Origin of the sequence: Nocardioides immobilis, assembly GCF_003515065.1 — a bacterium.
GTDB lineage: Bacteria > Actinomycetota > Actinomycetes > Propionibacteriales > Nocardioidaceae > Nocardioides > Nocardioides immobilis.
The window spans coordinates 1-21,742 of the sequence record NZ_QXGH01000034.1 but is presented as its reverse complement, the minus strand read 5'-3'; the positions used below and the strand labels follow the sequence as shown (position 1 = coordinate 21,742).

Below are 21,742 nucleotides of genomic sequence, written 5' to 3'. Positions count from 1 at the left end.
CCCGTAAACTCGGCAAGTGACCAACGGACCTCTCATCGTGCAGTCGGACAAGTCGCTGCTGCTGGAGGTCGATCACGAGCAGGCAGCCGAGTGCCGGAGGGCGATCGCGCCGTTCGCGGAGCTGGAGCGGAGCCCGGAGCACATCCACACCTACCGGCTCACGCCCCTGGGGCTGTGGAACGCGCGGGCGGCCGGACACGACGCGGAGCAGGTGGTCGACACGCTGCTCACCTACAGCCGCTACGCGGTCCCCCACAACCTGCTGGTCGACGTGGCGGAGACGATGGCCCGCTACGGCCGGCTCCGGCTGGAGAAGCACCCCGTGCACGGGCTGGTGCTGGCGAGCACCGACCGCCCGGTCCTCGAGGAGGTGCTGCGCGCCAAGAAGATCGCCGGCATGCTCGGCGACCGGATCGACGACGACACGGTCGCCGTGCACCCGTCCGAGCGCGGCAACCTCAAGCAGGCGCTGCTCAAGCTGGGCTGGCCGGCGGAGGACTTCGCGGGCTACGTCGACGGGGAGGCGCACGCGATCGCCCTCACACCGGACGGGTGGGAGCTGCGCGCCTACCAGGAGGAGGCGGCCGAGTCGTTCTGGCACGGCGGGTCCGGCGTCGTCGTACTCCCCTGCGGCGCCGGCAAGACCATCGTCGGCGCGGCCGCGATGGCGCAGGCCCAGGCGACGACGCTGATCCTGGTCACCAACACGGTGAGCGCGCGGCAGTGGAAGGACGAGCTGGTACGACGGACGTCCCTCACGGCCGACGAGATCGGTGAGTACTCCGGCGCCGTCAAGGAGATCCGGCCGGTCACGATCGCGACGTACCAGGTGATGACGACCCGCCGGAAGGGCGTCTATCCGCACCTGGAGCTCTTCGACGCCCGCGACTGGGGGCTCATCGTCTACGACGAGGTGCACCTGCTGCCCGCGCCGATCTTCCGGATGACCGCAGACCTGCAGGCCCGGCACCGGATCGGGCTGACCGCCACCCTGGTGCGCGAGGACGGCCGGGAGGGTGACGTGTTCTCCCTGATCGGGCCCAAGCGCTACGACGCGCCCTGGAAGGACATCGAGGCGCAGGGCTGGATCGCGCCGGCCGACTGCGTCGAGGTGCGGGTGACGCTGCCGGACGCCGTACGGCTGGCCTACGCGACTGCCGAGCCCGAGGAGCGCTACCGGCTGGCGTCGTGCACCCGCGAGAAGGTCGCCGTCACCCGCGAGCTGGTCACCCGCCATCGAGGACAGCCGACGCTTGTGATCGGTCAGTACCTCGACCAGCTCGAGGAGCTCGGCACCACCCTCGACGCGCCGGTGATCACCGGCGCCACGACGGTGCGCGAGCGCCAGCGGCTCTACGAGGCCTTCCGCCACGGCGAGATCGACCTGCTCGTCGTCTCCAAGGTCGCGAACTTCTCGATCGACCTGCCCTCGGCCGAGGTCGCGATCCAGGTGTCGGGGTCGTTCGGCTCCCGCCAGGAGGAGGCGCAGCGGCTCGGCCGCCTGCTCCGTCCCGGGGAGCCGGGCCCCGACGGCGAGCGCAAGGTCGCTCGGTTCTACACCCTGGTCTCGCGCGACACCGTCGACGCCGAGTTCGCCCAGAACCGGCAGCGGTTCCTCGCCGAGCAGGGCTACGCCTACCGGATCGTGGACGCCGACGCGCTCGGTACGGCGATCTGAGGCGGCTCCCGCATCAGCCGAACTGCGCGTCGAGGTCGGTGTCGACCTCGAGGATGTCGACCTCGATCCAGGGAGCGTCGCGCTCGCCGCCCACCGGGTACAGCCGCACGACGACGCCCGTCCCCACGTCGAGGGCGACGTCGTGGGCGTCCGGGTAGCGACGTCCCCGCCGCTCCTGCTCCCCATCACGCGGACGGCCGGTCACATCGGCCTCGTCCGTCACCTCACCCAGGCAGAACTGGCACTTATCGGGCGTTGCATTGGCCGACAAGTGCAGGAATCACCGGTGGACCGGTGATTCCTGCACCCCCGGCACTGGGACCGGCGCTTCACGTGCCGGGTCGGCATCGGGCTGGGCCATCACGGACCCGTCACTCGTCGAGGAACTGCCGATGGTTCTGGATCACCTCGGCGATGATCACGTTGAGGAACTTCTCCGCGAACATCGGATCGAGGCCCGAGGTCTCCGACAGCGCCCGCAGCCGGGCGATCTGCACCGCCTCGCGCTCGGGGTCGGCGGGCGGCATCCCGGCATGCGCCTTGAGCCGCCCGACCTGCTCGGTGCACTTGAACCGCTCGGCGAGCAGGTGCACGAGCGCGGCGTCGAGGTTGTCGATGCTCGTCCGCAGTCTCAGCAGTTCCTGGTGTGCCTCGTCTGGTGTCACAGGTCCATCCTCTCCGACCCCTCCCTTTCGGCGGCGGCATGGGTCACAATCAGGGACGATGGACGGCAGACCTACCGACCAGACCGCGTTGCCGTGGCCCCTCGCCGACGCGCTCGACCTGCGCGACGCCCTGCTCGCGGCGTACGCCGACCCGGCCCGCGGCTACCACGACGTGCGGCACCTGGCCGAGGTGCTCGCACGCCTGGACGAGCTCGCGACCGCCGGCGCGACGTACGACCGGACGCCGGTGCTGCTCGCCGCGTGGTTCCACGACGCGATCTACGACGGTGAGCGCGACGCCGAGGAGCGCTCGGCCGCCTGGGCCGAGGAGGCGCTGCCGGATCTCCTCGACGCCGCGACCGTGGCCGAGGTCGCGCGGTTGGTGCGGCTGACGGAGTCGCACCGCCCCGACGACGGCGACGCGAACGGCTGCGCGCTGTCCGATGCCGACCTCGGCATCCTGGCGGCACCGCGCTCCCGCTACGACGAGTACGCCGCGGCGGTGCGGGCCGAGTACAGCCACCTCAGCGACGCGGTGTTCACCGCCGGCCGCGCCGACGTGCTGCGCGACCTGGTCGCCAAGCCACGCCTGTTCCACACCGCCCACGGGCTGTCGGAGTGGGAGGAGCCGGCACGGCGCAACGTCGAGCGGGAGCTCTCAGTCCTGGCGGCGTGAGGCCGGCTTCCGCCGTCGCAGCCCGGCCTCGCGGAGGCGCCCGACGAGCTCCCGCGACGTGACCGGGTGGGCACCGAGGGCGACCACGTCGTCGTACCTCTCGGCCGGGACGTCGTAGTGGTCCCGGTCGAAGCCACGCTCCGGGATCCCGGCCAGCCGGGCGAAGGCGTGGAGCTCGTCGTACGACGCGTCGCTCGCCACGTGCGACCACATCCGGCCATGGCCCGAGACGTTCGGCGGGTCGATCAGGATCATCCGGCGAGCGTAGCGACGGCCCGCACGGCCTCACCACGAGCCGCCGCCGGGCAGCTCCCGACGGGCCAGGTCGACGAGGTCGAGCAGGATCGAGAGCCGTTCGCGCTGCTCCTCGACCCAGTCGGTCACCTCGCCCTTCAGCTCCAGCAGCCGGTCGATGATCCAGAGGAGCCGTTGGATGTCCTCGACGATGTCGGTCACGGCGTCGAGGCCCTTGACCGCGAGCTCGGCCGCCCACATCGCCCAGCCGGCCGGGCCGGACACCCGGGACAGCAGCTTCCGGACCACTCTCTCCCCTCGCTCGACGAGCTCCATCACCAGCTCCTCGACCTCGATCGCGAGCCGCTCGCTCCAGTCGGCCACGGTCTCGAAGAGCGGCGCGGCCTCGGCGACGAGCACCCCGAGGCCGCGCGCCGCGAGCGCGTGACCGTTGACCCGCAGCAGGAACGACGCGGCCGCCTGCCCTCCCCACCGGGGCTCGGCGGCGACCGAGAGGAGCACTGCGTTCTCGGAGTAGATGCGCAGGGCGTCGCGGAGCTGCGAGGTGGCGAGCGCGTTCTGCCTGATCCGCCGGTAGTCGCCGGTCAGCGGCATCACGAGCAGCTCCTCGAGGCTGCCGTCGGGGAGCTTCCGCAGGCCGAGTCCGGCCTGGTTGAGGGCGTCGATCCCGAGGTTGATCGTGTCCCGGATCCGGCAGAGCGTGCCGTCGAGCGCCTCGAACTCCGCGTCGTGCCTGCGGGTGTGCCCGCCGAGCTCCGGGGCCGTCAGGTCGAGCGGGGTCGCATCGAGCAGGCCGGTGCGGCCGGTGACCTCCTCGAGGAAGGACGTGCCCATCTCAGGCCACCACCGGCAGCCAGTCGGCGACCAGCTGGTCGATCGCCTTCAGGTCGGCGGTGGTGGCGACCACTGCCTCGCGGATCGACGCCCAGTCACCGACGGCGAACCGCTCCACCTCGGAGAAGCCCGCAGCGAAGACGTCCATCAGGTCGGCCATCGGTGCCAGCAGGCAGACCGGGCTCGGCTCGAAGCCGCTGCGCTGGCACACCCAGGTGCGCGCGTGCTCGAAGATCTCGTGCGCCTGTGTGGCGAGCACGTCGATGTGGTCCGGCAACCCGTCGAGGTCGGTCCACGACGTGATGTCGATGTCGCCGTCGTCGAGCAGGTCGTCGACGACGGCCCCGGCCGTGCTGTCGGCTTCCGTGTCGTCGGCGGTGCGCGGATGGTCGGTCATGGCAGCTCCTTCCGTACGACGCCGCGACCCCTTCGATGGCACGGCGGCTCGGCGGGTTCGGTGCCCGGACCGGAGGGTTTGCCAAACCGCAGCACAATGAGCCTGTGGACGACCGCGTGATCTTCGATGCCCGAGCGTCGGTGCTGGCCGACCTCACTGCCCGCGGCGTCGCCAACGCCGGCACCGTCTCCGTGCTGGACGAGGCCTGCTCGCAGCGCCGGTGGTGGGTGGAGCAGTGGCCGGAGGGCGCGGCCTACATCGCCGGGTTGATCGCGCAGGACGTGCAGGACGCGCTGATCGACGAGCACGGACGCAACGGGCCCACGGGCCTGTGGCCGCTGTGCGAGCGGTGCGGGGAGGCACCGCTGCACGCGCTGCACATCGAACCGGACCTCGGCGGCCCCGACCCGGCGTGGGTCTGCGACGAGTCCGGCACCGTCGTCGCCGAGCTCGGCCGGCTGGAGCCTTCCAGCGGCAGCTGAACCAGGGGGGTGGTCAGCTGCCGAGCTGGAAGGAGATCGTGTGCTGGTCGGCGCGGTAGACGCTGCGCGAGATCTCGATCGGCCGGTCCTCCCACAGGGCGCGCCGGGTGAGCCGGATGACGACCGAGCCTTCCTGGCACTCGAGCAACGCCGCCTCCTCGGGCGTGGCGACGCCGGCCGACAACGAGTCCTCCGCCCAGGTGGGGCGTCGGCCGCGGGAGCTCAGCTCGTCGTACAGGCTGGCCGGCAGGTCGGCGCCGTCGAGCAGGCCCGGGAGGAGCGACGCGCTCAGGTAGGCGTCCGACAGGCAGACCGGGCTGCCGTCGGCGAGCCGCAGCCGGCGCCAGCGCAGCACCGGCTCGCGAGGCGTGAGGCCGAGCGCGCGGGCGACGCCGGCGGGGGCCTTGACCCGCTCGGCGAGGATCGTGCGACTCTCGGCGACGGTGCCCCGGCCGGCCATGTCCTCGGTGAAGCTCGCGATCCGGCTCGGCTGACGACGCGGTGGCGCCACGAACGTCCCGCGGCCAGGGAAGCGCTGCAGGACGCCCTCGGCGACGAGCGCGTCCAGCGCCTGCCGGACGGTCATTCGTGCCACGCCGAAGCGCTCGACGAGGTCACGCTCTGATGGGGCGGCCGTACCGGCTGCGCACCCGGAGACCAGGTCCCGCACGTACTCCCGAATCGCCACGTGCTTGAGTGCGCGACGGTCAGCCGTCCCCCGGTCGACTGTCTCCACATTCGAAGGTTAGGCCCGGGCCGGACGCACGTCCCGAGAACAACGAAACTGCCCCCTGCCCGCAGGCGACGCGCCGTACAGATCGCACATCTGTTCGAACGTTGGGGTAGCCTCGGGGAGGTGGACTTCCAGAGCACCCTCTTCGCCAGCGAGCCGGCTGCGGGGCTCGGTCTCGACGGCCTCGAGCGCCACGACCTCGGCGCCGGCGCCTGGGTGGACGTCGCCCGCGGGTGGCTGACCGACCCTGACGACGTGTTCACCACGCTGGTCGAGCAGGTGCCGTGGCGGGCCGAGCGGCGCCGGATGTACGACCGGATGGTCGACGTACCGCGCCTCGTCTACACCTACATGATCGGCGAGGACCTCCCCCACCCGGTGCTCACTGCGGCGCGCGAGGCGCTGACGACCCGCTACCTGCCCGAGCTCGGCGAGCCGTTCCGCACCGCCGGCTGCTGCTACTACCGCGACGGTCGCGACAGCGTCGCCTGGCACGGCGACACGATCGGTCGCGGCGCCACGACCGACACCATGGTCGCGATCGTCTCGGTCGGCGACCCGCGCCGGCTGGCACTGCGGCCGCGCGAGCGGGGTGACGGCGCGGAGTCGATCTCCTTCGAGCTCGGACACGGCGACCTGCTGGTGATGGGCGGCAGCTGCCAGCGCACCTGGGAGCACGCCGTGCCGAAGGTGGCGTCGGCCGGGCCGAGGATCTCGGTCCAGTTCCGGCCCTTGAACGTCTTCTGACCTAATTGCCCGAGCGTGTCGCAGTTGACGCGGTCAGTGATTGCGGCTGCTTGGCGTCCTGCGACGAGCGTCAGAACTCCACGCCCGGCGCGGCGGTGTGCTCGGCCGGGGCGTCGTAGAACTCCCGCTCCTTGACGCCCGCGACGCCGGAGAAGAACATCCACGGGATCGTGCGCACCGACTCGTTGAGCTGCGCGGTCGCGTCGTTGTAGTACTGGCGCGCGAACGCGATCTGGTCCTCGGTCTTCGCGAGCTGGTCCTGCAGGTCGCGGAAGTTCGCGTCGGCCTTCAGGTCCGGGTAGGCCTCGGCGACCGCGTTGACCTTGACCAGCGCCTGCTGGAGGGCGGCGTCGGCCGCAGCCTTCGCCGGTACGTCGTCGCCGGCGGCCGCGGCTGCGACGCCGGCCCGGGCCTGGGTGACCTCCTCGAAGACGCCCGACTCGTGCGCGGCGTACCCCTTGACCGTCTGCACGAGGTTGGGGATCAGGTCCGACCGCCGGGTGAGCTGGACGTCGATGCCGCCCAATGCCTCCTCGGCGCCGACGTCGAGCTTGCGCAGCTTGTTGAAGCCGACGACGAAGAACAGCACGAGCAGGACGAGGACGACGACGGCGATGATGACGTAGATCATGGGGTAGGAACCCTCTCTCGGAGTTGCTGGAAATCTAGGTGAGGTACGGCGCCAGCGCGAGCCTCGCGCGGCCGGGACCAGGCGCGGGGCTCACCAGGAGCCGCCACCACCCCCACCGCCGCCTCCGCCTCCGCCCCCGCCGCCACCGCCGCTGGACGACGAGCTCTGGGTTGCTTCGTACGACGAGATGGCGCTGCTGAGCGTGCTGTCGAAGTCGCCGACCATGGAGTCGACGTGGTAGCCGGCGCCGACCCCGGCCCCGTAGCCGTAGAAGTACGACGGCGTCGGCGGCTCCTGCCCGGTCTCGACGTGGTACTTCTCCGCCCACTCCTTCGCGCAGTCGAACGCGACGGCGTACGGCAGGTAGGCGGTGTAGAGCTCCTGGCGGCCGGAGAAGTCGAACCGGTCCTTGCTCGACGGGGTCGACAGCACCCGCTTGAAGCCGCCGACCCGGGACCACAGCTCACGGCCGGTCGGCGTCCGCTTCGTCGCCGAGCCCGGCTGCAGCAGCGAGACGGCTCCCGCCGCGAAGGCCGCGATCGGCAGCGCCACCATCGACATGTTGAACGGGCGCCAGAAGGTCAGCGCGACGACCGCGGCGAAACCGCCCAGGACCAGCAGTCCACCGAGTCCGCCGATGCCCGCCCGGGTGAGGAAGCCGTTGCTGGTCGCCCAGATCTTGGTGCCGCTGGTGAAGGAGGCGACCTGGCTCTGCAGCGCCTGGCCCCCCAGGACGTCGCTGCGGCGCGCCACGAACTGGGTGCCAGGCCCCGGCAGCAGCCCGGCCACGCTCGTGGTGACCGGGTCGAGGCCCGCCCAGCCCTGGGCACCGGCCTTGTCCGTCATCGTCCAGCTCTGGTCGGCACCGCGTTGGAGGTCGATGGCGCCGTGCTCGGCCGCGTGCATGAGGCTGGCGACGAACGCGCGCCGGTCGACGCCCTCCTTCAGGATGAACTGGGCCTGGGCAGGTCCGACGCCGTCCGGCGGGCCGTACATCAGCGGGAACCGCGGCTCCCGCTCGAAGGCCAGCCAGCTCAGGAACAGCCCCAGCCCGCCCAGCAGCACAGCGATCCCGATGACGACACCGAGCACCGGGATGCTGGTGCCGAACACGTTGTCGAACCGCGGCGTCCAGGGCAGCGTCGCCTGCTCCGGCGTGGGCAGGTCCTGGCCGGCGACCAGGGACACCGGCGTGTGCGAGCTCAACCGGTTGGTCCGGATCGTCAGGTCGTTGCTGCCGACGCCCTCGACGTCGCACTCCCTCGCGCCGTCCTCGACCTCACCCAGCCCGATCCAGCAGGTGACCTCCTCGGCCGGCTCCGGGAGGTGCACCCTCAGCTCGGACCGTTCGATGTCCTGCGCCCATCCCGACGGGATGAGGTTCCAGTAGAGCTGCGTGTCCGTGTCGACGTACTTCCCGCCCGGTGTCAGGGCGTGGTCGAGGTGGTACGTCAAGACGTAGACGTGCTCCCCGACCGACAGGGTCGTGTCGGCATCGCCGATCCGGTAGTTGTCGTAGCGGCCTTTCTCGACCGTGTGCTCGACGTCGGTCTCCTCGCCGTCGGCCGTGACCTCGAAGTCCTCGACGACGTGGCGGAGGTCCGGGTCGGACGGGTCCTGGCGGTCGAAGAACCGGAAGATGCCGTGCTTGTCCGACGTCGGGAAGGAGACCGTGAGCGTCTCGACGACGTCGAGGCCGCCGTCCTCGTCGACCGTGAAGTCGGCCTTGTACGACGTGATCGTGGTCGTCTCGCTGAGCGTGTCGGTCGACTCGAAGTCGACGTCGTAGAACAGGGCGGGGATGCAGAGGATGCCCACCATGAGGGCGAAGGCGAACGCCGACGCGATGAGGCGCTTCATGCCGGTCAGGCTAGGGGTAGGCGGGCCCCGATGGGCATGACGAGGCGCGCAAACCATCCGTTCGGCCTAGTTGCCGCCGTTGTGGCGGCCGCCTGGGCTCAGGCGCTCAGCCGGTCAGTCGGTGCCGTGCTCGGCGATGAACGCGAGGATGTCGTCGGCCAGCTCCGGCCGGCAGACGATCACGTCGGGGAGGTAGACGTCGGGCTGGTTGTAGACGAGCTCACTGCCGTCGACCCGGCTGGTGAACAGACCCGCCGCCCGCGCGACAGCGACCGGCGCCGCGGAGTCCCACTCGTACTGGCCGCCGGCGTGCACGTAGGCGTCGGCCACGTCGCGCACGACGGACATCATCTTCACGCCGGCCGAACCCATGGGCACCAGCTCGGCGTCGAGCTTCTCCGCCAGCGCCGAGACGAAGGCAGGCGGGCGGCTGCGGCTGACCGCGATCCGCGGCTTGACCGACGTCCGCGCCGGCACCACGGGAGGGGTGCCGGTGTTGAACGTCTCGCCGATGACCGGCTGCGCGACGGCTCCGGCCGTGAGGGTGCCGCCCTCCCAGAGCGCCACGTGCACGGCCCAGTCGTCGCGGGGCACCTCGCTGTACTCCCGGGTGCCGTCGAGCGGGTCGACGATCCAGACCTTCTCCGCGCGGAGCCTGGCGTCCTTGTCGTCGGCCGTCTCGAGTGCCTCCTCGGACAGGACCGCGTCCTCAGGTCGGTACGTCGCCAGCAGGCCCATCAACAGCTCGTGCGCGGCACGGTCGCCGGCGTCCTTGAGCTCCTTGCCCTCCAGGCCCTCGGCCCGCACCTCGAGCAGGCGGCGACCGGCGGCCTCGGCCAGCCAGGCGGCGAGCAGGTGGTCGTCGGCGACGACCTCAGGAGCGGGGGTACCAGCGTCGAAAGTCACGCGGTCAGGGTAGTGGCGCTCAGGAGTTGAACTTCTGTTGGGTCCGCTCGAGACCCTCCGCGATCAGCGTCTCGACCGCGTCGGCCGCGGCGTCGACCTGGAACGGGATCTCCTTGCGCTCGGTCGCCGAGTAGTTCGACAGCACGAAGTCGGCGACCTCCTGCCGACCCGGCGGGCGACCGATGCCGACACGGACCCGGTTGAAGTCACCGGTGCCGAACGACGAGCGCAGCGACTTGAGCCCGTTGTGGCCGTTGTCGCCGCCGCCGAGCTTGATGCGCATCGTCCCGAACGGGATGTCGAGCTCGTCGTGGATCGCGATCACCCGGGTCGGCGGGACCTTGTAGAACGTCGTCAGCGCCTTGATCGCGCCACCGGACTCGTTCATGTAGCACCGCGCCTTGGCGATCACGACCCGCGGGCCAGGCGTGCCGGGCGCGCCCAGCCGGCCCTCGACCACGTCCGCACGGCCGGACTTGTGGGCGCGGAACCCGCTCCCCATCCGGCTCGCGAGCTCCTCGGCCACGAGGTAGCCGATGTTGTGCCGGTGCCCGGAGTACGACGGACCGGGGTTGCCCAGGCCGACAACCAACCACACACCGGGCCCGTCGGCCCCCTCGGCGCGGTCGCTCATCGTGTCCTCCCCGGCATCGGCGCCGGTCGTCGTACCCCTGTCGAAGGAGTGGATGCTCCCCGCCACGACACTGCGTGCCGGGGAGATCAGTCGGCCCAGGAACCACCTGAGCCGAGTGACGGTCACTCCTCGTCGCCACCCTCGGCGGGCGCCTCGTCGGCAGCCTCCTCGGGGACCTCGGCCTCGTCGCGCTCGATGCCGGCCTCGGCCTCGGCCTCCTCCAGCTCGGCCTCGAGCGCCTCGGCGGTCTGCGCGGCGGTCACGTTGACCACGAGGGTCTCGGGGTCGGTCAGCAGCGTGGTGCCCGACGGCAGCGTCAGCGAGCCGGCCAGGAACTGGGTGCCGGCCTCGGCGTCGGTGATGTCGACCTCGAAGGACTCGGGGATGTGCGTGGCCTCGGCCTCGACCTGGACGGTCGTGTTCTCGGTGACGACCAGGGTCTCCGAGGCGGCGTCGCCGACGATGAGGACGGGAACGTCCACGGTGACCTTCTCGCCGCGGCGCACCGCGACGAGGTCGACGTGCTCGAGCAGCCGGCGGACCGGGTCGATCTGGACCTGCTTGGTCAGGGCGAGCTGGGTCTTGCCCTCGATCTCGAGCTCGATCAGCGCGTTGGCGCCGCCGTGCTTGATCGCCATCATCGTCTCGTGGCCCGGCAGGGTCAGGTGGATCGTGTCGTTGCCGTGGCCGTAGACGACCGCAGGAACCTTGTCCTCGCGACGGATGCGACGGGCCGCGCCCTTGCCGAACTCGGTGCGCAGCTCGGCGGTGATCTTCTCGCTCATTCGGGATTCTCCTCGTGGTGGTGGTCGGGGACCCCGGAGACGAAGAACGCCACGCTTCCCTCACCCGGTGACCGGTGGGCGCGCGGCGTCGTACGAGACGAACCGGCCCAGTCGATCACGGAGTCACAGAAGCGGGTGTGCTCCTTCGCCGAGGCAACCGGACGAGATTACCCGGTCGCAGGACGGAGGACGAAATCCACGGGGGATCTCAGTCGGCGTAGGGATCGGTGATCGCCCGGAGGTCCGTGAGCGTCTCGCGGAGGACGCGCATCCGCTCGGCGCCGAGATGACGGGTCCAGTCGCGCTCGATCGCGCGCTCCACCCGGCGGGCGACCTGCTGGACCTCGCGGCCGCGCGGGGCCAGCGTGACGCGCTTCGCGCGGGCGTCCGCCGGATCCGGGACGCGCGCCACGTAGCCCGCCCGCTCGAGCTGGTCGACCAGAACGCTCGCGCTCTGCTTGGTGATCCGCGCTCGGTCGGCGAGCTCGGTCACCCGGCTCCCCTCCTCGGCGATCTGCGCCGCGATCCGACCCATGGCCGGGCTGAGGTCGTCGTACCCGGCAGCGCTGACCGCCTCGTGGATCCGGGTCTCCGCGCTCCGCGCGCTGATGAACATGAGCAGCGCCGAGTTGAGGTCGGCCATCGACTCCCCCTTGACAGATTGGTCAGCAGAACTGACTATATCAGTCAGTCATCCTGACTGATTCGACACCCGCTCCGGAGGCGCCGCGATGGACAAGGCAGAGGTCTGGCGGCACATCCACGCCGAGCGCGCCGCCCTCGCCGCGACGCTCGCCGCGCTCCCTGAGGAGGACTGGTCCCACGACACGCTCTGCGCCGGCTGGACGGTGCACGACGTCGCGGCCCATGTCATCTCGACGCCGCAGATCGGCTGGGGCGAGATCGCCGCCATGTCGGTCCGCAACCTCGGGCGCGGCTACAACACCATCATCTTCCGCGAGGTGAAGCGCCTCTCCGCGCAGGAGACCCGCGAGAGCATCCTCGCGGACTACGAGAGGTACGCCGCCAGCACTCACCACGTCCCGACCACGACTTCGGTCGAGCCGCTCATCGACGCACTCCTCCACCATCAGGACATCGTCCGGCCACTCGGCCTGACCCGAGCCATGCCGCCGGAGGCAGCCGCCATAGCCGCCGACCGGGTACGACGGCTGTCGTTCCTCATGGGCACCCGGCGCCTGCTGCGCTCGGTCCGGATGGTGGCGACGGACGTCGACTGGACCCGCGGCCGCGGACCGACCATCGAGGGTCCGATCCAGGAGCTGCTGATGCTGTCCTCCGGCCGGCAGCCCGACCGCTCCCTCCTCACCGGGGAGGGATTGGTGGAGCTGAAGTAGTCGTCAGACCCGCTCGAGGGTGGCGTGCCGCCGGCTCTGGTCCTCCAGCCAGCGGAGCAGCAGCAGCCCGGCGGCGGCGTAGAGCGCGCCCACGCCGATCTCCCGGACGACCAGTCCGATCACGTCGGCCAGCGCCGCACCGTCCGCGACCTCCCGCGCAGCCTCGATCGCGTGCGTCAGCGGGAACCACGGCGAGACGGCGGCCATCCACCCCGGGAGGTCGTCGACCGCGACGCTCACCCCCGAGAACACCAGCAGCAGGCAGAAGAGCACGTTGCCGAGGACCGCCCCCTCGCGGACCCGCAGCGCGACCGCTCCCATCGCCAGCCCGAGCCCCGTGCAGGACGCCGAGGCGACGGTGATGACGAGCAGCAGGGCGGGCCAGGAGCTGCCCGGGATGTGCACGTCGAGCACGAGGAGCCCGAAGACGACACCCACCATCGCGACCGCCCAGCCGTTGACGATCACCGGGAGCGCGCGGCCCAGGAACAGCGGGATCCGGGCGGCGGGGGTCGTCAGCACCACACTGAGGGTGCGGCCCTCGCGCTCCCCCTCGATGGTGGCGCTCATCGCGAACAGGCACGGGATCGCCGCGTAGTTGAGGGCGTTGCCCATCACGTAGAACTCGTCGTTGCCGACGCCCGCACTGCGCCCGATGTAGGCGAACAGCAGGATCTGGCAGATGGGCGACACGATCATCGACGGGATGAGGATCCACGGGCTGAGCCAGTTGAACATCGCCCGATAGCTCATCAGCCCACCCACGAGCAGGATCCGCAGCGTCGTCATCGGCGGTGCCTCACGTCAGCGCCAGGGTCGCGTGCCGGCGGGCGGAGTCGACCAGCTGCCGGCCGAGGAACGAGGCGAGCACGGCGTACGCCGACCCGAGGACCAGGCACACCAGCAGATCGCGCCACGGACTCCCGCCGCCGGCCGACTCGCGCACCGCCTCCATCGCCCAGGTAGTCGGGATCGACCACGACAGCGGGTGCAGCCAGTCCGGCAGCGTGGCGACCGGGATGACGAAGCCGCACAGCAGCCAGCCCGGGTACTCCAGCGCGGCGCCGAGCGACCACGACGCGCGGTACCGCACGGCGGTGACGGCGAGGAAGAAGCCGAACTGGGCGAGGGTGAGCGCGGAGGCGAGGACGCTCGTCACGAACAGCGGCCAGCTCTCGATCCGGAGCTCGAGGCCGAAGACCCAGCGCTCCCAGAGGATCGTGGCGACCACGGTGTAGAGGCCGATGGTCGACAGGGCCAGGGTCGTCGGGACGAGCACCCGGCCCATCGACGTCGGAGCGGCGACGACCAGCTCCAGGGTCCCGGCCCAGCGCTCACGGGTCAGCAGCGACGAGGCGATCACGCCCTGGCAGGTCCACATCCCCATGATCGCCGCGCCCAGCCCGGCGAACTGCATCGCCTCCGGGTCGTCCCGGACCCCGTAGATCAGCAGGGTCGCGGTGGCGAACATGAGCGGGAAGAACACGGCCAGCGCACCGTCGAACCACGACGTCGTGATGACCTTCAGCTGGAGCCGGTAGCAGACGAGCTGCTGCCGCAGCAGCTGCTTCACGTCCGGCTCACCAGCTCGACGTATGCGTCCTCGAGCGTCGGCTCGCGGGTCCCGACCCGCCCGACGCGGACGCCGTCGAGCCGCGACAGCGCAGCCTGGGTGACCTCGGCGTCCCGGGCGCAGTGCAGGATCAGGACCTGCATCTGCCCGCGTTCCTCGACGGCGACGGACTGGACGCCGGTGATCGCACCGAGGTCGGCGACGGCGGCCTCCCCGACGCCGTACGTCTCGATCTCCACGACGCTCCCCACGGTCACGAGTCGCTTGAGGTCGCCGGGCGTGCCCTCGGCGACGATCTCGCCGGCGCGGATCACCGCGATCCGGTCGCAGAGCTCGTCGGCCTCGAACATGTAGTGGGTGGTGAGCAGCACCGTCTTGCCCACGTCGATCAGCGACGCGATCGTCGCGCGCAGCTCGCGGGCGCCGACCGGGTCGATGCCGATCGACGGCTCGTCGAGGAAGAGCACCTCGGGGTCGTGCAGCAGCCCGCGCGCGATGTGGAGCCGCTGCCGCATGCCGCGGGAGAAGCCCTCGACCCGCTCCCGCTCGCGACCGGTCAGCCCGACCATCTCGAGCAGCTCGCCGATCCGCGCCTTCTGCTCGCGCGGCGGTACCCCGTAGAGCTCGGAGAAGTAGCGGAGGTTGTCGAGCGCCGAGAGCCGCTCGTAGAGGCCCCGGTCCCCGCCGAAGACGTAGCCGATCCGGCGCCGGACCTCGCGCACGTCGGCCACGACGTCGTGGCCGAGCACCCGCGCCGTCCCGGACGTCGGCAGCAGCAGCGTGATCAGCATCTTGATCGTCGTCGTCTTGCCGGCGCCGTTGGGGCCGAGCAGGCCGAACAGCTCGCCCCGCTGGATGTCGAAGCTGACGCCGCGAACGGCTTCGACCTCGGTCGCCGTACGGCGAAGGACACCCGTGCGCGTTCGGAAGGTACGGCGGAGGTCCCGAGCCTCGACGGCGGTCACCCGCCCGAGGCTAGGCGATCAGCGACGCGCGGCGCCGCTCATTTGTGCTCTACGCGTGCCCGTCGAACATGCTCGTGACGGAGCCGTCCTCGAACACCTCGCGGATCGCGCGAGCGACCATCGGGGCGATCGACAGCGTCGTCAGCTTGTCGAACTGCTTCTCCGGGCCGACCGGGAGCGTGTTGGTGACGACGATCTCGACCGCGCTGCAGTTCTTGAGCCGGTCGACGGCGGGATCGGAGAGGATCGCGTGGGTGGCGGCGATGACGACGCCTGCGGCCCCCTCGGCGGCGAGCGCCTCGGCCGCCTGCACGATCGTGCCGCCGGTGTCGATCATGTCGTCGGTCAGGACGCAGATCCGGCCCTTGACGTCACCGACCACCCGGTTGGCGACGGTCTCGTTGGGCCGGTCGGCACGCCGGGTCTTGTGGATGAACGCCAGCGGGACCCCGCCGAGCCGGGCGGACCAGCGCTCGGCGACCTTGATCCGGCCGGCGTCCGGGGAGACCATCGCGAGCGGCTGGCCGCCGTACTTCGACTTGATGTAGTCGGCGAGGATCGGCAGCGCCATCAGGTGGTCGACCGGGCCGTTGAAGAAGCCCTGGAGCTGGTCGGCGTGCAGGTCGACGGTGATGATCCGGTCGGCGCCAGCGGTCTTGAACATGTCGGCGATCAGCCGGGCCGAGATCGGCTCCCTGCCGCGGTGCTTCTTGTCCTGACGGCTGTAGCCCCAGAACGGCATGACGACGGTGATCCGCTTGGCGGACGCGCGCTTGAGCGCGTCGACCATGATCAGGTGCTCCATGATCCACTCGTTGATCGGAGCCGTGTGGCTCTGGATCACGAAGGCGTCGCAGCCGCGGACGCTCTCCTCGAAGCGGACGTAGATCTCGCCGTTGGCGAACTCGTAGGCCTGGGTCGGCACCAGCGAGATCCCGAGGATCTCGGCGACCTCCTCGGAGAGCTCCGGGTGGGCCCGACCACTGAAGACCATCAGGTTCTTCTCGGTGGTCCGCTGGATTCCAGTCACGCAAGACTCCTGTGGTCGGCCGGCGTGGAGCAATCCTGATTCTGCCCCTTACCGACGGCCAGCCCCAAGTCGCCGCGTGTTTTCGGACTGTTCATGAGACGGCTCCCACCCCCGCCGCCGACGCTAGGCGTCGTCAGGGTCCTTCCCGGCTGGGCTTGCCGCGGCAGCGGCGTCCGCCTGTGGCGTCCCGGCGCGCTTGGTCTGCGCCCAGCCCGGCAGGTTCCGCTGCTGCCCGGCGCTGACCGCGAGCGCGCCGGGCGGGACGTCCTTGCGGACGACGGTGCCGGCGCCGGTCGCGGCACCGTCGCCGATGGTGACCGGGGCGACGAAGGTGTTGTTGGACGACGTACGGGCGTGCTTCCCGACCTTCGTGCGGTGCTTGTTGACCCCGTCATAGTTGGCGAAGATCGTGCCGGCGCCGATGTTGGTGCCCTCGCCGATCTCCGCGTCGCCGACGTACGACAGGTGCGGCACCTTCGCGCCGTCGCCGATCTGGGCGTTCTTGGTCTCCACGAACGCCCCGATCTTGCCGTGGGCACCGAGCTTCGTGCCGGGGCGGAGGTAGGAGAACGGGCCGACGGTGGCACCGTCGCCGATCACGGCGAGCTGGCCATGGGTCCGTACGACGCGCGCGCCCGCGCCGATCTCGCAGTCCTCCAGCGTGGTGTCCGGCCCGATCACGGCGTCCTCGGCGACGACGGTCGTGCCCAGCAGCTGGGTGCCTGGGAGGATCGTCACGTCCTCGGCGAGCACCACGTCGGCGTCGATCCAGGTCGTCGCGGGGTCCATGACGGTGACGCCGTCCCTCATCCACCGGGTGACGATCCGGCGGTTGAGCTCGCGGCCGAGGTCCGCGAGCTGGGCGCGATCGTTGGCGCCCTCGGTCTGCCACACGTCGTCGACGGGGAAGGCGGTCACGGTCAGGCCGGCGTCGCGGGCGAGCTGGACGGTGTCGGTCAGGTAGTACTCACCCTTGGCGTTGTCGTTGCCGACCCGACCGATCGCGTCCAGGAGGAAGCCTGAGTCGAAGGCGAGGATGCCGGAGTTGATCTCCTTGATGGCGCGCTGCTCGTCGCTCGCTTCCTTCTCCTCGACGATCGCGAGCACGTCACCGTCGGCGTCGCGGACGATCCGGCCGTAGCCCTGCGGGGCCTCGACGACGCCGGAGAGGATGCTGACCGCCGCCTGAGCCGCCTCGTGCTCGGCGGCGAACCACCGCAACGTGCCGCCCTCGAGGAGGGGCGTGTCGCCGTACGCGATCAGGACGGTGCCGCCCTCCGGGGCGGCCTGCTGCTCGGCGAGGGCCTCCAGCGCGACGCGGACGGCGTGAGCGGTGCCCAGCTGCTCCTCCTGGACCGCGAGCACGGCCTCCGGCAGGCACTCGAGGATGTGCGGGCCGACCTGGTCGCGCTGGTGGCCGATGACGGCGCAGACCCGGGTCGGCTCGAGGACACCGACGGCGCCGAGGACGTGGCCGATCATGCTGCGCCCGCCGATGCGGTGCAGCACCTTCATCGTCTTGGACTTCATCCGGGTGCCGCCACCGGCGGCGAGGACGATGACAGTCAGTTGATCAGCCATGGCCCCGAGCCTACGGCTCGCCGGAGCCCGTAGTCTGCGGCGGTGACCGCCGACGACCTCGCCCGCCGCCTCCTCGACGCCCAGGTCGGGTGGACGATCCGGAGGCTGACCGGACCCGAGCTCACCGAGATCATCCCCGACCACGTCGACCGCATCCTCGGCGCCGCGTCGCGCACCCAGCTCGGCTCTGCCGTCGCCGCCGAAGAGCTGAAGGCGCTGATCCATCAGCTCGCCCGCCAGCTGCCGCCGAGCGCAGCCGCCAGCACCCTCGCCGAGGTGGTCGCCGAGACGATCCACGACGGGCCCGACCGGCCGTTCTCGCTGGGCGAGGTGATCGACCGGACCCAGGTCGAGCGGATCGTCGACGAGCTGCTGAGCAACACCGAGCTGCTGGAGGCGACCCTCGACGACCTCACCCGCAGCCCCGAGGTGGCCACCCTCGCCTCGCGATTCCTCAGCCGGATCGTGCAGGACGTGCTCCAGACCAACCGCGCGGTGGCGGAGAAGATCCCCGGCATGGGGTCGCTGGTCTCGCTGGGCGCCGGCGCGGCCGGCCTGGCCATGGGCGCGGCCGACAAGCAGCTCGGAGCGCTCGTCGGCGGCACCGCCGGCAAGGGCGCGGTCTTCGCGATGCGCCGCCTCAACAAGGTCCTCGTCGACACGCTGCGGGATCCGGCCGCCCGGGCTGCTCTGATCGAGATCTTCGACCTCTACGCCGACCAGCCGATCAGCGCGGGTGGCCTCGGCAGCCGCGACGACGCCGTACGGGTCGCCGGTCTCGCCCAGGACGTCGCGATCCAGGTCGTGGCGAGCGAGCCCGTGCTGGCCCTGGCCGACCGGCTCGTCGACCGCTTCCTCGGGGTGTACGGCGACCACCCGATCGGGGTCCTGCTGGACGACCTCGGCGTCACCCGGGACGACGCGATCGCCCACGCCACCGCCCTCGCACCACAGCTGATCGCCGCCGCCCACGAGTCCGGCGAGCTCGAGAAGGTCGTCCGCGCGGCGCTCGAGCCGTTCTACGCCTCCCCCGAGGTGCGGGAGATCCTCGGGGGGTAGTCGGACGCGCGAGCTGCTGGACTGCCCGCGTCGTTCGTCAGAGCACCTGCACCGAGCCCGATCGGGCCGTGAGCAGCGGGCTCTTCCACCGGGCACCCCACTCGATCGTGGTGCCGCTGCGCCTCAGGAAGGTGCGTGCTTCACCCGGGTCGAGCCTCCGGACGTTGGACCCGAGCCGGATCGTCATCGCGACGTCTTCGCGGTTCACGATCCGCAGCGTGCCGCGGGCGGGGCTGTGCACCTTCACCCGGCCATGGGGGCAGACCTTGTTCGTCATCACCGAGGTCCACTCGGTGCCACCGGACAGGACGTAGCCGTCCGCGGCCTCGGCGACGACCGTCACGGTGCCCCTGACGCGAAAGGTGCCCGCCGCGACGACGTTCCCGCCGAGGCGGTAGACCACGCCGGTGCTCGTCGGCACCAGGACGGTGTCCTGGCCCTTGCCGCAGCGGTCGGTGAAGGTGGGCGCCGTTGCCGTCACCTCCTGCAGCGAGCAGCCGTTGCCGTCGATCGGCGTGCCTGGCGGGGTGTCGTCGCACTGGCCGACGTCGTCGGTCAGGCCGTCGCCGTCGGAGTCCGGCACCGGGCAGCCGTTGTAGTCCGGCGAGCCCGGCTCGTTCGGGCACTGGTCGGTGTCGTCGTAGACGCCGTCGCCGTCGGAGTCGATCGGCCCGAGATAGGGGCACCCGTAGTTCTCCGGGACACCCGGCTCGAACGGACACTGGTCCACGTCGTCGGCGATGCCGTCACCGTCGGAGTCGACGGGGTCGGTGTAGGGACATCCGTTGTACTCCGGCACGCCGTACTCACCGGGGCAGGAGTCCACGTCGTCCGTGATCCCGTCCCCGTCGCTGTCCGGGGCCGGGCAGCCGCCGTACTCCGGCACGCCGTACTCGTTGGGGCACAGGTCGCTGCCGTCGTCGTACACGCCGTCGCCGTCCAGGTCGGGCAACGGACAGCCGTCGTAGGGACCCGGCAGGTCCGGGCACGCGTCGATGTCGTCGGTGAGACCGTCACCGTCGGAATCCGGCACCGGGCAGCCGATGTAGGCGGGCGAGCCCGGCTCGCCCGGACACTGGTCCGTGTCGTCGGGGATTCCGTCACCGTCGGAGTCGACCGGCGGGTCGTCGAGCGACTGGTTCGCGACGGCACCGACTCCTGCGGCGGCGCCGGCTGGGACGGCTCCCGCGCCGAGCAGCAGGACGGCCAGGGTGAGGCCGAGGACGACCCGGAGGAATCGGTGAGACATGAGCACCCCTGGAGCAGGACGAGCAAACACTTCTCCCGAGTGGCCAGCTCACCGTAAGGCCTCCACAGGTTGCCGTCCACGAAACGAACAAGGCGCGAGTGACTAGGTCGTCGTACGGCGAGGCTCGGTGAGGAACCACCGCACGCCCGCGCGGATCGCTGCCTCCGTCGGCTCGGGCCGCCAGCCGAGCTCGCGGGTGGCCTTGGTGTGGTCGAGTGCCGATTGCAGGTGCATCAGCCGCACGCTGGTGGACGTGACGACTGAGTCGGTCCCGCGCAACCGGGAGACGGCGCCGCCGACCGCGCCGATCACCCGCATCACCGGCAGCGGGATGCCGATCCGAGGTGGCCGCACGCCACCCTCGTCGGCCGCGATGTCGAAGAGGTCCTTGATGGGCAGGTGGGACTCGGAGACGATGTAGCGCTCGCCGACCCGACCCCGCGTCTCGGCAAGGAGGAATGCCTCCGCCGCGTCCTCGACCCCGACGACCTCCATCGCCGTGCCCCGCACGTACGCCGGCATCGTGCCCTGCGCGGCTGCCCGGACGAGCTTGCCGTGCGGGGTCGGTCCGTGGTCCCGAGGCCCGTAGGTGGTGCCCACGTTGAGAACGACCGCCGGCAGCCCGCGGTCGCGGTGGTAGGCCAGCACGAGGTCCTCGGCCTGGAGCCGCGACTCGATGTAGGGCCCGCCGAGATGCCGCCAGTTGTGCGGCAGGTCCTCGTCGGCGAGGCCGTGCTCGGCGATCCCGATCGTGCCGACGGTGCTGCAGAAGACGAACCTCCGGACGCCGACCTCGACCGCGACGTCGAGCACCCCTCCCAACGCCTCGACGTTGGTCGCGAAGAGCGGCGTCGGGTCGCGCAGCCATGCCCGGGTGTCGACGATGCAGTAGAAGACAGCCTCGACGTCCCGCATCGCCTCCCGGAGCGCCTCACGGTCGCCGAGGTCGCCGTACCTCCGCTCGACGTCGAGGTCGTCGAACGCCACGGTCGAGCTCGACTGCCGGATCCACACGCGAACATCGTCGCCGCGTCCCACCAACTTCCTGGTCACGTGCGATCCGAGGAAGCCGCTGGCCCCCATCACCAGCTTCGTCATCGGCGGCCGTGACGGAGACCCGTGGGAAGGCGCACGCCTGGATGGTAGCCGCGGTGAGCTCCCCGGGTAGTGTCCTGGCGCAGGACATCGGAATGGGGTGTCTCGCGACATCGGAATGGGATGTGTCGGGTCATCGGCATGGCGGACCTGACGGGGCGGTGCGTGGTTCGACCCTGATCGGTGTCGAAACGCCGCCTTGTCATCACCGCCGTGCTCGCTGGGGCCTCACAAAGCGAGGTCGCCCGCACCTACAACGTCTCCCAGGGCTGGATAAGCCGGCTGGTGGCCCGCTACAAGGTGGAGGGCGAAGCCGCGTTCGAGCCCCGGTCGCGACGTCCGCATTCCTCGCCGAACGCCACCGCGGCCGCGACCGTCGAGTTGGTCCTGCGGATGCGCAAGGAACTGACTGAGCAGGGCCAGAGCTTGTCAAGATTTCTGTGTAAGTGATCGATCCCTTGTTGTTGATTTCGCTTACAGGTAGGGGTTGATGCGGTCGGGGTAGGCGATCGCGAGCTGGCCCAGGGCCTGCTTCCAGTTGGTCACGAC

Annotated in this window: 27 protein-coding genes; 7 read left to right on the top strand and 20 right to left on the bottom strand. The window is 70.9% G+C overall.

What is annotated here, in order from left to right; translation table 11 throughout:
* Positions 1-16 precede the first annotated feature (16 nt).
* Complete coding sequence (locus tag D0Z08_RS25295) at positions 17-1,678, top strand: DNA repair helicase XPB (protein WP_118928063.1); 1,662 nt, start codon at positions 17-19, stop codon at positions 1,676-1,678.
* 13 nt (positions 1,679-1,691) lie between these two features.
* On the opposite strand, the gene D0Z08_RS25290 is transcribed toward D0Z08_RS25295, so the two are convergent.
* Both D0Z08_RS25290 and D0Z08_RS25285 read right to left on the bottom strand, forming a co-directional pair.
* Positions 1,692-1,901, bottom strand: coding sequence for a hypothetical protein (locus tag D0Z08_RS25290; RefSeq protein WP_118928062.1), 210 nt, complete (start codon positions 1,899-1,901; stop codon positions 1,692-1,694).
* Positions 1,902-2,049: 148 nt separating this feature from the next.
* The gene (locus tag D0Z08_RS25285) at positions 2,050-2,343 is read right to left on the bottom strand and encodes a chorismate mutase (RefSeq protein WP_118928061.1); all 294 of its coding nucleotides are present in this window, start codon (positions 2,341-2,343) and stop codon (positions 2,050-2,052) included.
* A gap of 58 nt (positions 2,344-2,401) precedes the next feature.
* On the opposite strand from D0Z08_RS25285, the gene D0Z08_RS25280 reads away from it, so the two are divergent.
* Positions 2,402-3,019 carry an HD domain-containing protein gene (locus D0Z08_RS25280; RefSeq protein ID WP_118928060.1) on the top strand — a complete coding sequence of 206 codons (618 nt, stop codon included), beginning with the start codon at positions 2,402-2,404 and terminating at the stop codon, positions 3,017-3,019.
* Here the strand turns inward: D0Z08_RS25280 and D0Z08_RS25275 are convergent.
* From D0Z08_RS25275 to D0Z08_RS25265, 3 genes are read right to left on the bottom strand one after another with little or no spacing between them, the layout of a single operon-like run.
* Positions 3,002-3,274 carry a DUF4031 domain-containing protein gene (locus D0Z08_RS25275; protein ID WP_118928059.1) on the bottom strand — a complete coding sequence of 91 codons (273 nt, stop codon included), beginning with the start codon at positions 3,272-3,274 and terminating at the stop codon, positions 3,002-3,004. The genes D0Z08_RS25280 and D0Z08_RS25275 overlap by 18 nt on opposite strands.
* 30 nt (positions 3,275-3,304) lie before the next feature.
* Complete coding sequence (locus D0Z08_RS25270) at positions 3,305-4,108, bottom strand: hypothetical protein (protein ID WP_118928058.1); 804 nt, start codon at positions 4,106-4,108, stop codon at positions 3,305-3,307.
* A 1-nt stretch (position 4,109) separates the two neighbouring features.
* A complete protein-coding gene (locus D0Z08_RS25265; protein WP_118928057.1) occupies positions 4,110-4,505 on the bottom strand; it encodes a hypothetical protein in 396 nt (131 codons plus the stop codon).
* Positions 4,506-4,609: 104 nt separating this feature from the next.
* Here D0Z08_RS25265 and D0Z08_RS25260 point away from each other — a divergent pair, with 104 nt between their 5' ends.
* A complete protein-coding gene (locus D0Z08_RS25260; RefSeq protein ID WP_118928056.1) occupies positions 4,610-4,987 on the top strand; it encodes a hypothetical protein in 378 nt (125 codons plus the stop codon).
* Between the two features lie 13 nt (positions 4,988-5,000).
* On the opposite strand, the gene D0Z08_RS25255 is transcribed toward D0Z08_RS25260, so the two are convergent.
* Entirely contained in the window at positions 5,001-5,723 is a 723-nt protein-coding gene (locus D0Z08_RS25255; RefSeq protein WP_245994458.1) for a GntR family transcriptional regulator, read from the bottom strand.
* A 120-nt stretch (positions 5,724-5,843) separates the two neighbouring features.
* Here D0Z08_RS25255 and D0Z08_RS25250 point away from each other — a divergent pair, with 120 nt between their 5' ends.
* Positions 5,844-6,467, top strand: coding sequence for an alpha-ketoglutarate-dependent dioxygenase AlkB (locus tag D0Z08_RS25250; protein WP_118928055.1), 624 nt, complete (start codon positions 5,844-5,846; stop codon positions 6,465-6,467).
* 70 nt (positions 6,468-6,537) lie between these two features.
* Here D0Z08_RS25250 and D0Z08_RS25245 read toward each other — a convergent pair whose 3' ends face one another.
* The 7 genes from D0Z08_RS25245 to D0Z08_RS25220 all read right to left on the bottom strand — a co-directional run bounded on the left by D0Z08_RS25245 (position 6,538) and on the right by D0Z08_RS25220 (position 11,926).
* On the bottom strand, positions 6,538-7,098 hold the full coding sequence (locus tag D0Z08_RS25245; RefSeq protein ID WP_118928054.1) for a LemA family protein: 561 nt from the start codon (positions 7,096-7,098) through the stop codon (positions 6,538-6,540).
* Between the two features lie 90 nt (positions 7,099-7,188).
* Positions 7,189-8,958, bottom strand: a complete 1,770-nt coding sequence (locus D0Z08_RS32355; RefSeq protein WP_182481483.1) for a DUF2207 domain-containing protein — start codon at positions 8,956-8,958, stop codon at positions 7,189-7,191.
* A 114-nt stretch (positions 8,959-9,072) separates the two neighbouring features.
* Positions 9,073-9,864 carry a 3'(2'),5'-bisphosphate nucleotidase CysQ gene (locus D0Z08_RS25235; RefSeq protein ID WP_118928053.1) on the bottom strand — a complete coding sequence of 264 codons (792 nt, stop codon included), beginning with the start codon at positions 9,862-9,864 and terminating at the stop codon, positions 9,073-9,075.
* A gap of 19 nt (positions 9,865-9,883) precedes the next feature.
* On the bottom strand, positions 9,884-10,498 hold the full coding sequence (pth, locus tag D0Z08_RS25230; RefSeq protein ID WP_118928128.1) for an aminoacyl-tRNA hydrolase: 615 nt from the start codon (positions 10,496-10,498) through the stop codon (positions 9,884-9,886).
* Positions 10,499-10,620: 122 nt separating this feature from the next.
* Entirely contained in the window at positions 10,621-11,283 is a 663-nt protein-coding gene (locus tag D0Z08_RS25225) for a 50S ribosomal protein L25/general stress protein Ctc (protein ID WP_118928052.1), read from the bottom strand.
* Positions 11,280-11,402 carry a hypothetical protein gene (locus tag D0Z08_RS33500; RefSeq protein ID WP_281271772.1) on the bottom strand — a complete coding sequence of 41 codons (123 nt, stop codon included), beginning with the start codon at positions 11,400-11,402 and terminating at the stop codon, positions 11,280-11,282. Before D0Z08_RS33500 ends, D0Z08_RS25225 begins: the two co-directional genes overlap by 4 nt.
* Before the next feature lie 89 nt (positions 11,403-11,491).
* The gene (locus tag D0Z08_RS25220) at positions 11,492-11,926 is read right to left on the bottom strand and encodes a MarR family winged helix-turn-helix transcriptional regulator (protein ID WP_118928051.1); all 435 of its coding nucleotides are present in this window, start codon (positions 11,924-11,926) and stop codon (positions 11,492-11,494) included.
* Between the two features lie 88 nt (positions 11,927-12,014).
* Here D0Z08_RS25220 and D0Z08_RS25215 point away from each other — a divergent pair, with 88 nt between their 5' ends.
* Positions 12,015-12,641: a maleylpyruvate isomerase family mycothiol-dependent enzyme gene (locus D0Z08_RS25215; protein WP_118928050.1), complete on the top strand. Its 627-nt coding sequence runs from the start codon at positions 12,015-12,017 to the stop codon at positions 12,639-12,641.
* Positions 12,642-12,644: 3 nt separating this feature from the next.
* On the opposite strand, the gene D0Z08_RS25210 is transcribed toward D0Z08_RS25215, so the two are convergent.
* The 5 genes from D0Z08_RS25210 to glmU form a co-directional block, all read right to left on the bottom strand.
* The gene (locus D0Z08_RS25210; RefSeq protein WP_118928049.1) at positions 12,645-13,430 is read right to left on the bottom strand and encodes an ABC transporter permease; all 786 of its coding nucleotides are present in this window, start codon (positions 13,428-13,430) and stop codon (positions 12,645-12,647) included.
* 10 nt (positions 13,431-13,440) lie between these two features.
* The gene (locus D0Z08_RS25205) at positions 13,441-14,214 is read right to left on the bottom strand and encodes an ABC transporter permease (RefSeq protein ID WP_182481482.1); all 774 of its coding nucleotides are present in this window, start codon (positions 14,212-14,214) and stop codon (positions 13,441-13,443) included.
* Positions 14,211-15,179, bottom strand: a complete 969-nt coding sequence (locus D0Z08_RS25200; protein ID WP_118928047.1) for an ABC transporter ATP-binding protein — start codon at positions 15,177-15,179, stop codon at positions 14,211-14,213. Before D0Z08_RS25200 ends, D0Z08_RS25205 begins: the two co-directional genes overlap by 4 nt.
* Before the next feature lie 49 nt (positions 15,180-15,228).
* Positions 15,229-16,209, bottom strand: coding sequence for a ribose-phosphate diphosphokinase (locus D0Z08_RS25195; RefSeq protein ID WP_118928046.1), 981 nt, complete (start codon positions 16,207-16,209; stop codon positions 15,229-15,231).
* 123 nt (positions 16,210-16,332) lie between these two features.
* A complete protein-coding gene (glmU, locus tag D0Z08_RS25190) occupies positions 16,333-17,790 on the bottom strand; it encodes a bifunctional UDP-N-acetylglucosamine diphosphorylase/glucosamine-1-phosphate N-acetyltransferase GlmU (protein ID WP_118928045.1) in 1,458 nt (485 codons plus the stop codon).
* 42 nt (positions 17,791-17,832) lie between these two features.
* On the opposite strand from glmU, the gene D0Z08_RS25185 reads away from it, so the two are divergent.
* Complete coding sequence (locus D0Z08_RS25185) at positions 17,833-18,849, top strand: hypothetical protein (RefSeq protein ID WP_118928044.1); 1,017 nt, start codon at positions 17,833-17,835, stop codon at positions 18,847-18,849.
* Between the two features lie 37 nt (positions 18,850-18,886).
* On the opposite strand, the gene D0Z08_RS25180 is transcribed toward D0Z08_RS25185, so the two are convergent.
* Positions 18,887-20,098 (bottom strand): thrombospondin type 3 repeat-containing protein, encoded by a 1,212-nt coding sequence (locus tag D0Z08_RS25180; protein WP_118928043.1) that lies wholly within the window; start codon positions 20,096-20,098, stop codon positions 18,887-18,889.
* A 102-nt stretch (positions 20,099-20,200) separates the two neighbouring features.
* Positions 20,201-21,181, bottom strand: a complete 981-nt coding sequence (locus D0Z08_RS25175) for an NAD-dependent epimerase/dehydratase family protein (RefSeq protein ID WP_281271774.1) — start codon at positions 21,179-21,181, stop codon at positions 20,201-20,203.
* Positions 21,182-21,376: 195 nt separating this feature from the next.
* Here D0Z08_RS25175 and D0Z08_RS25170 point away from each other — a divergent pair, with 195 nt between their 5' ends.
* Complete coding sequence (locus D0Z08_RS25170) at positions 21,377-21,643, top strand: helix-turn-helix domain-containing protein (RefSeq protein ID WP_118928041.1); 267 nt, start codon at positions 21,377-21,379, stop codon at positions 21,641-21,643.
* The last annotated feature ends 99 nt before the right edge of the window (positions 21,644-21,742 follow it).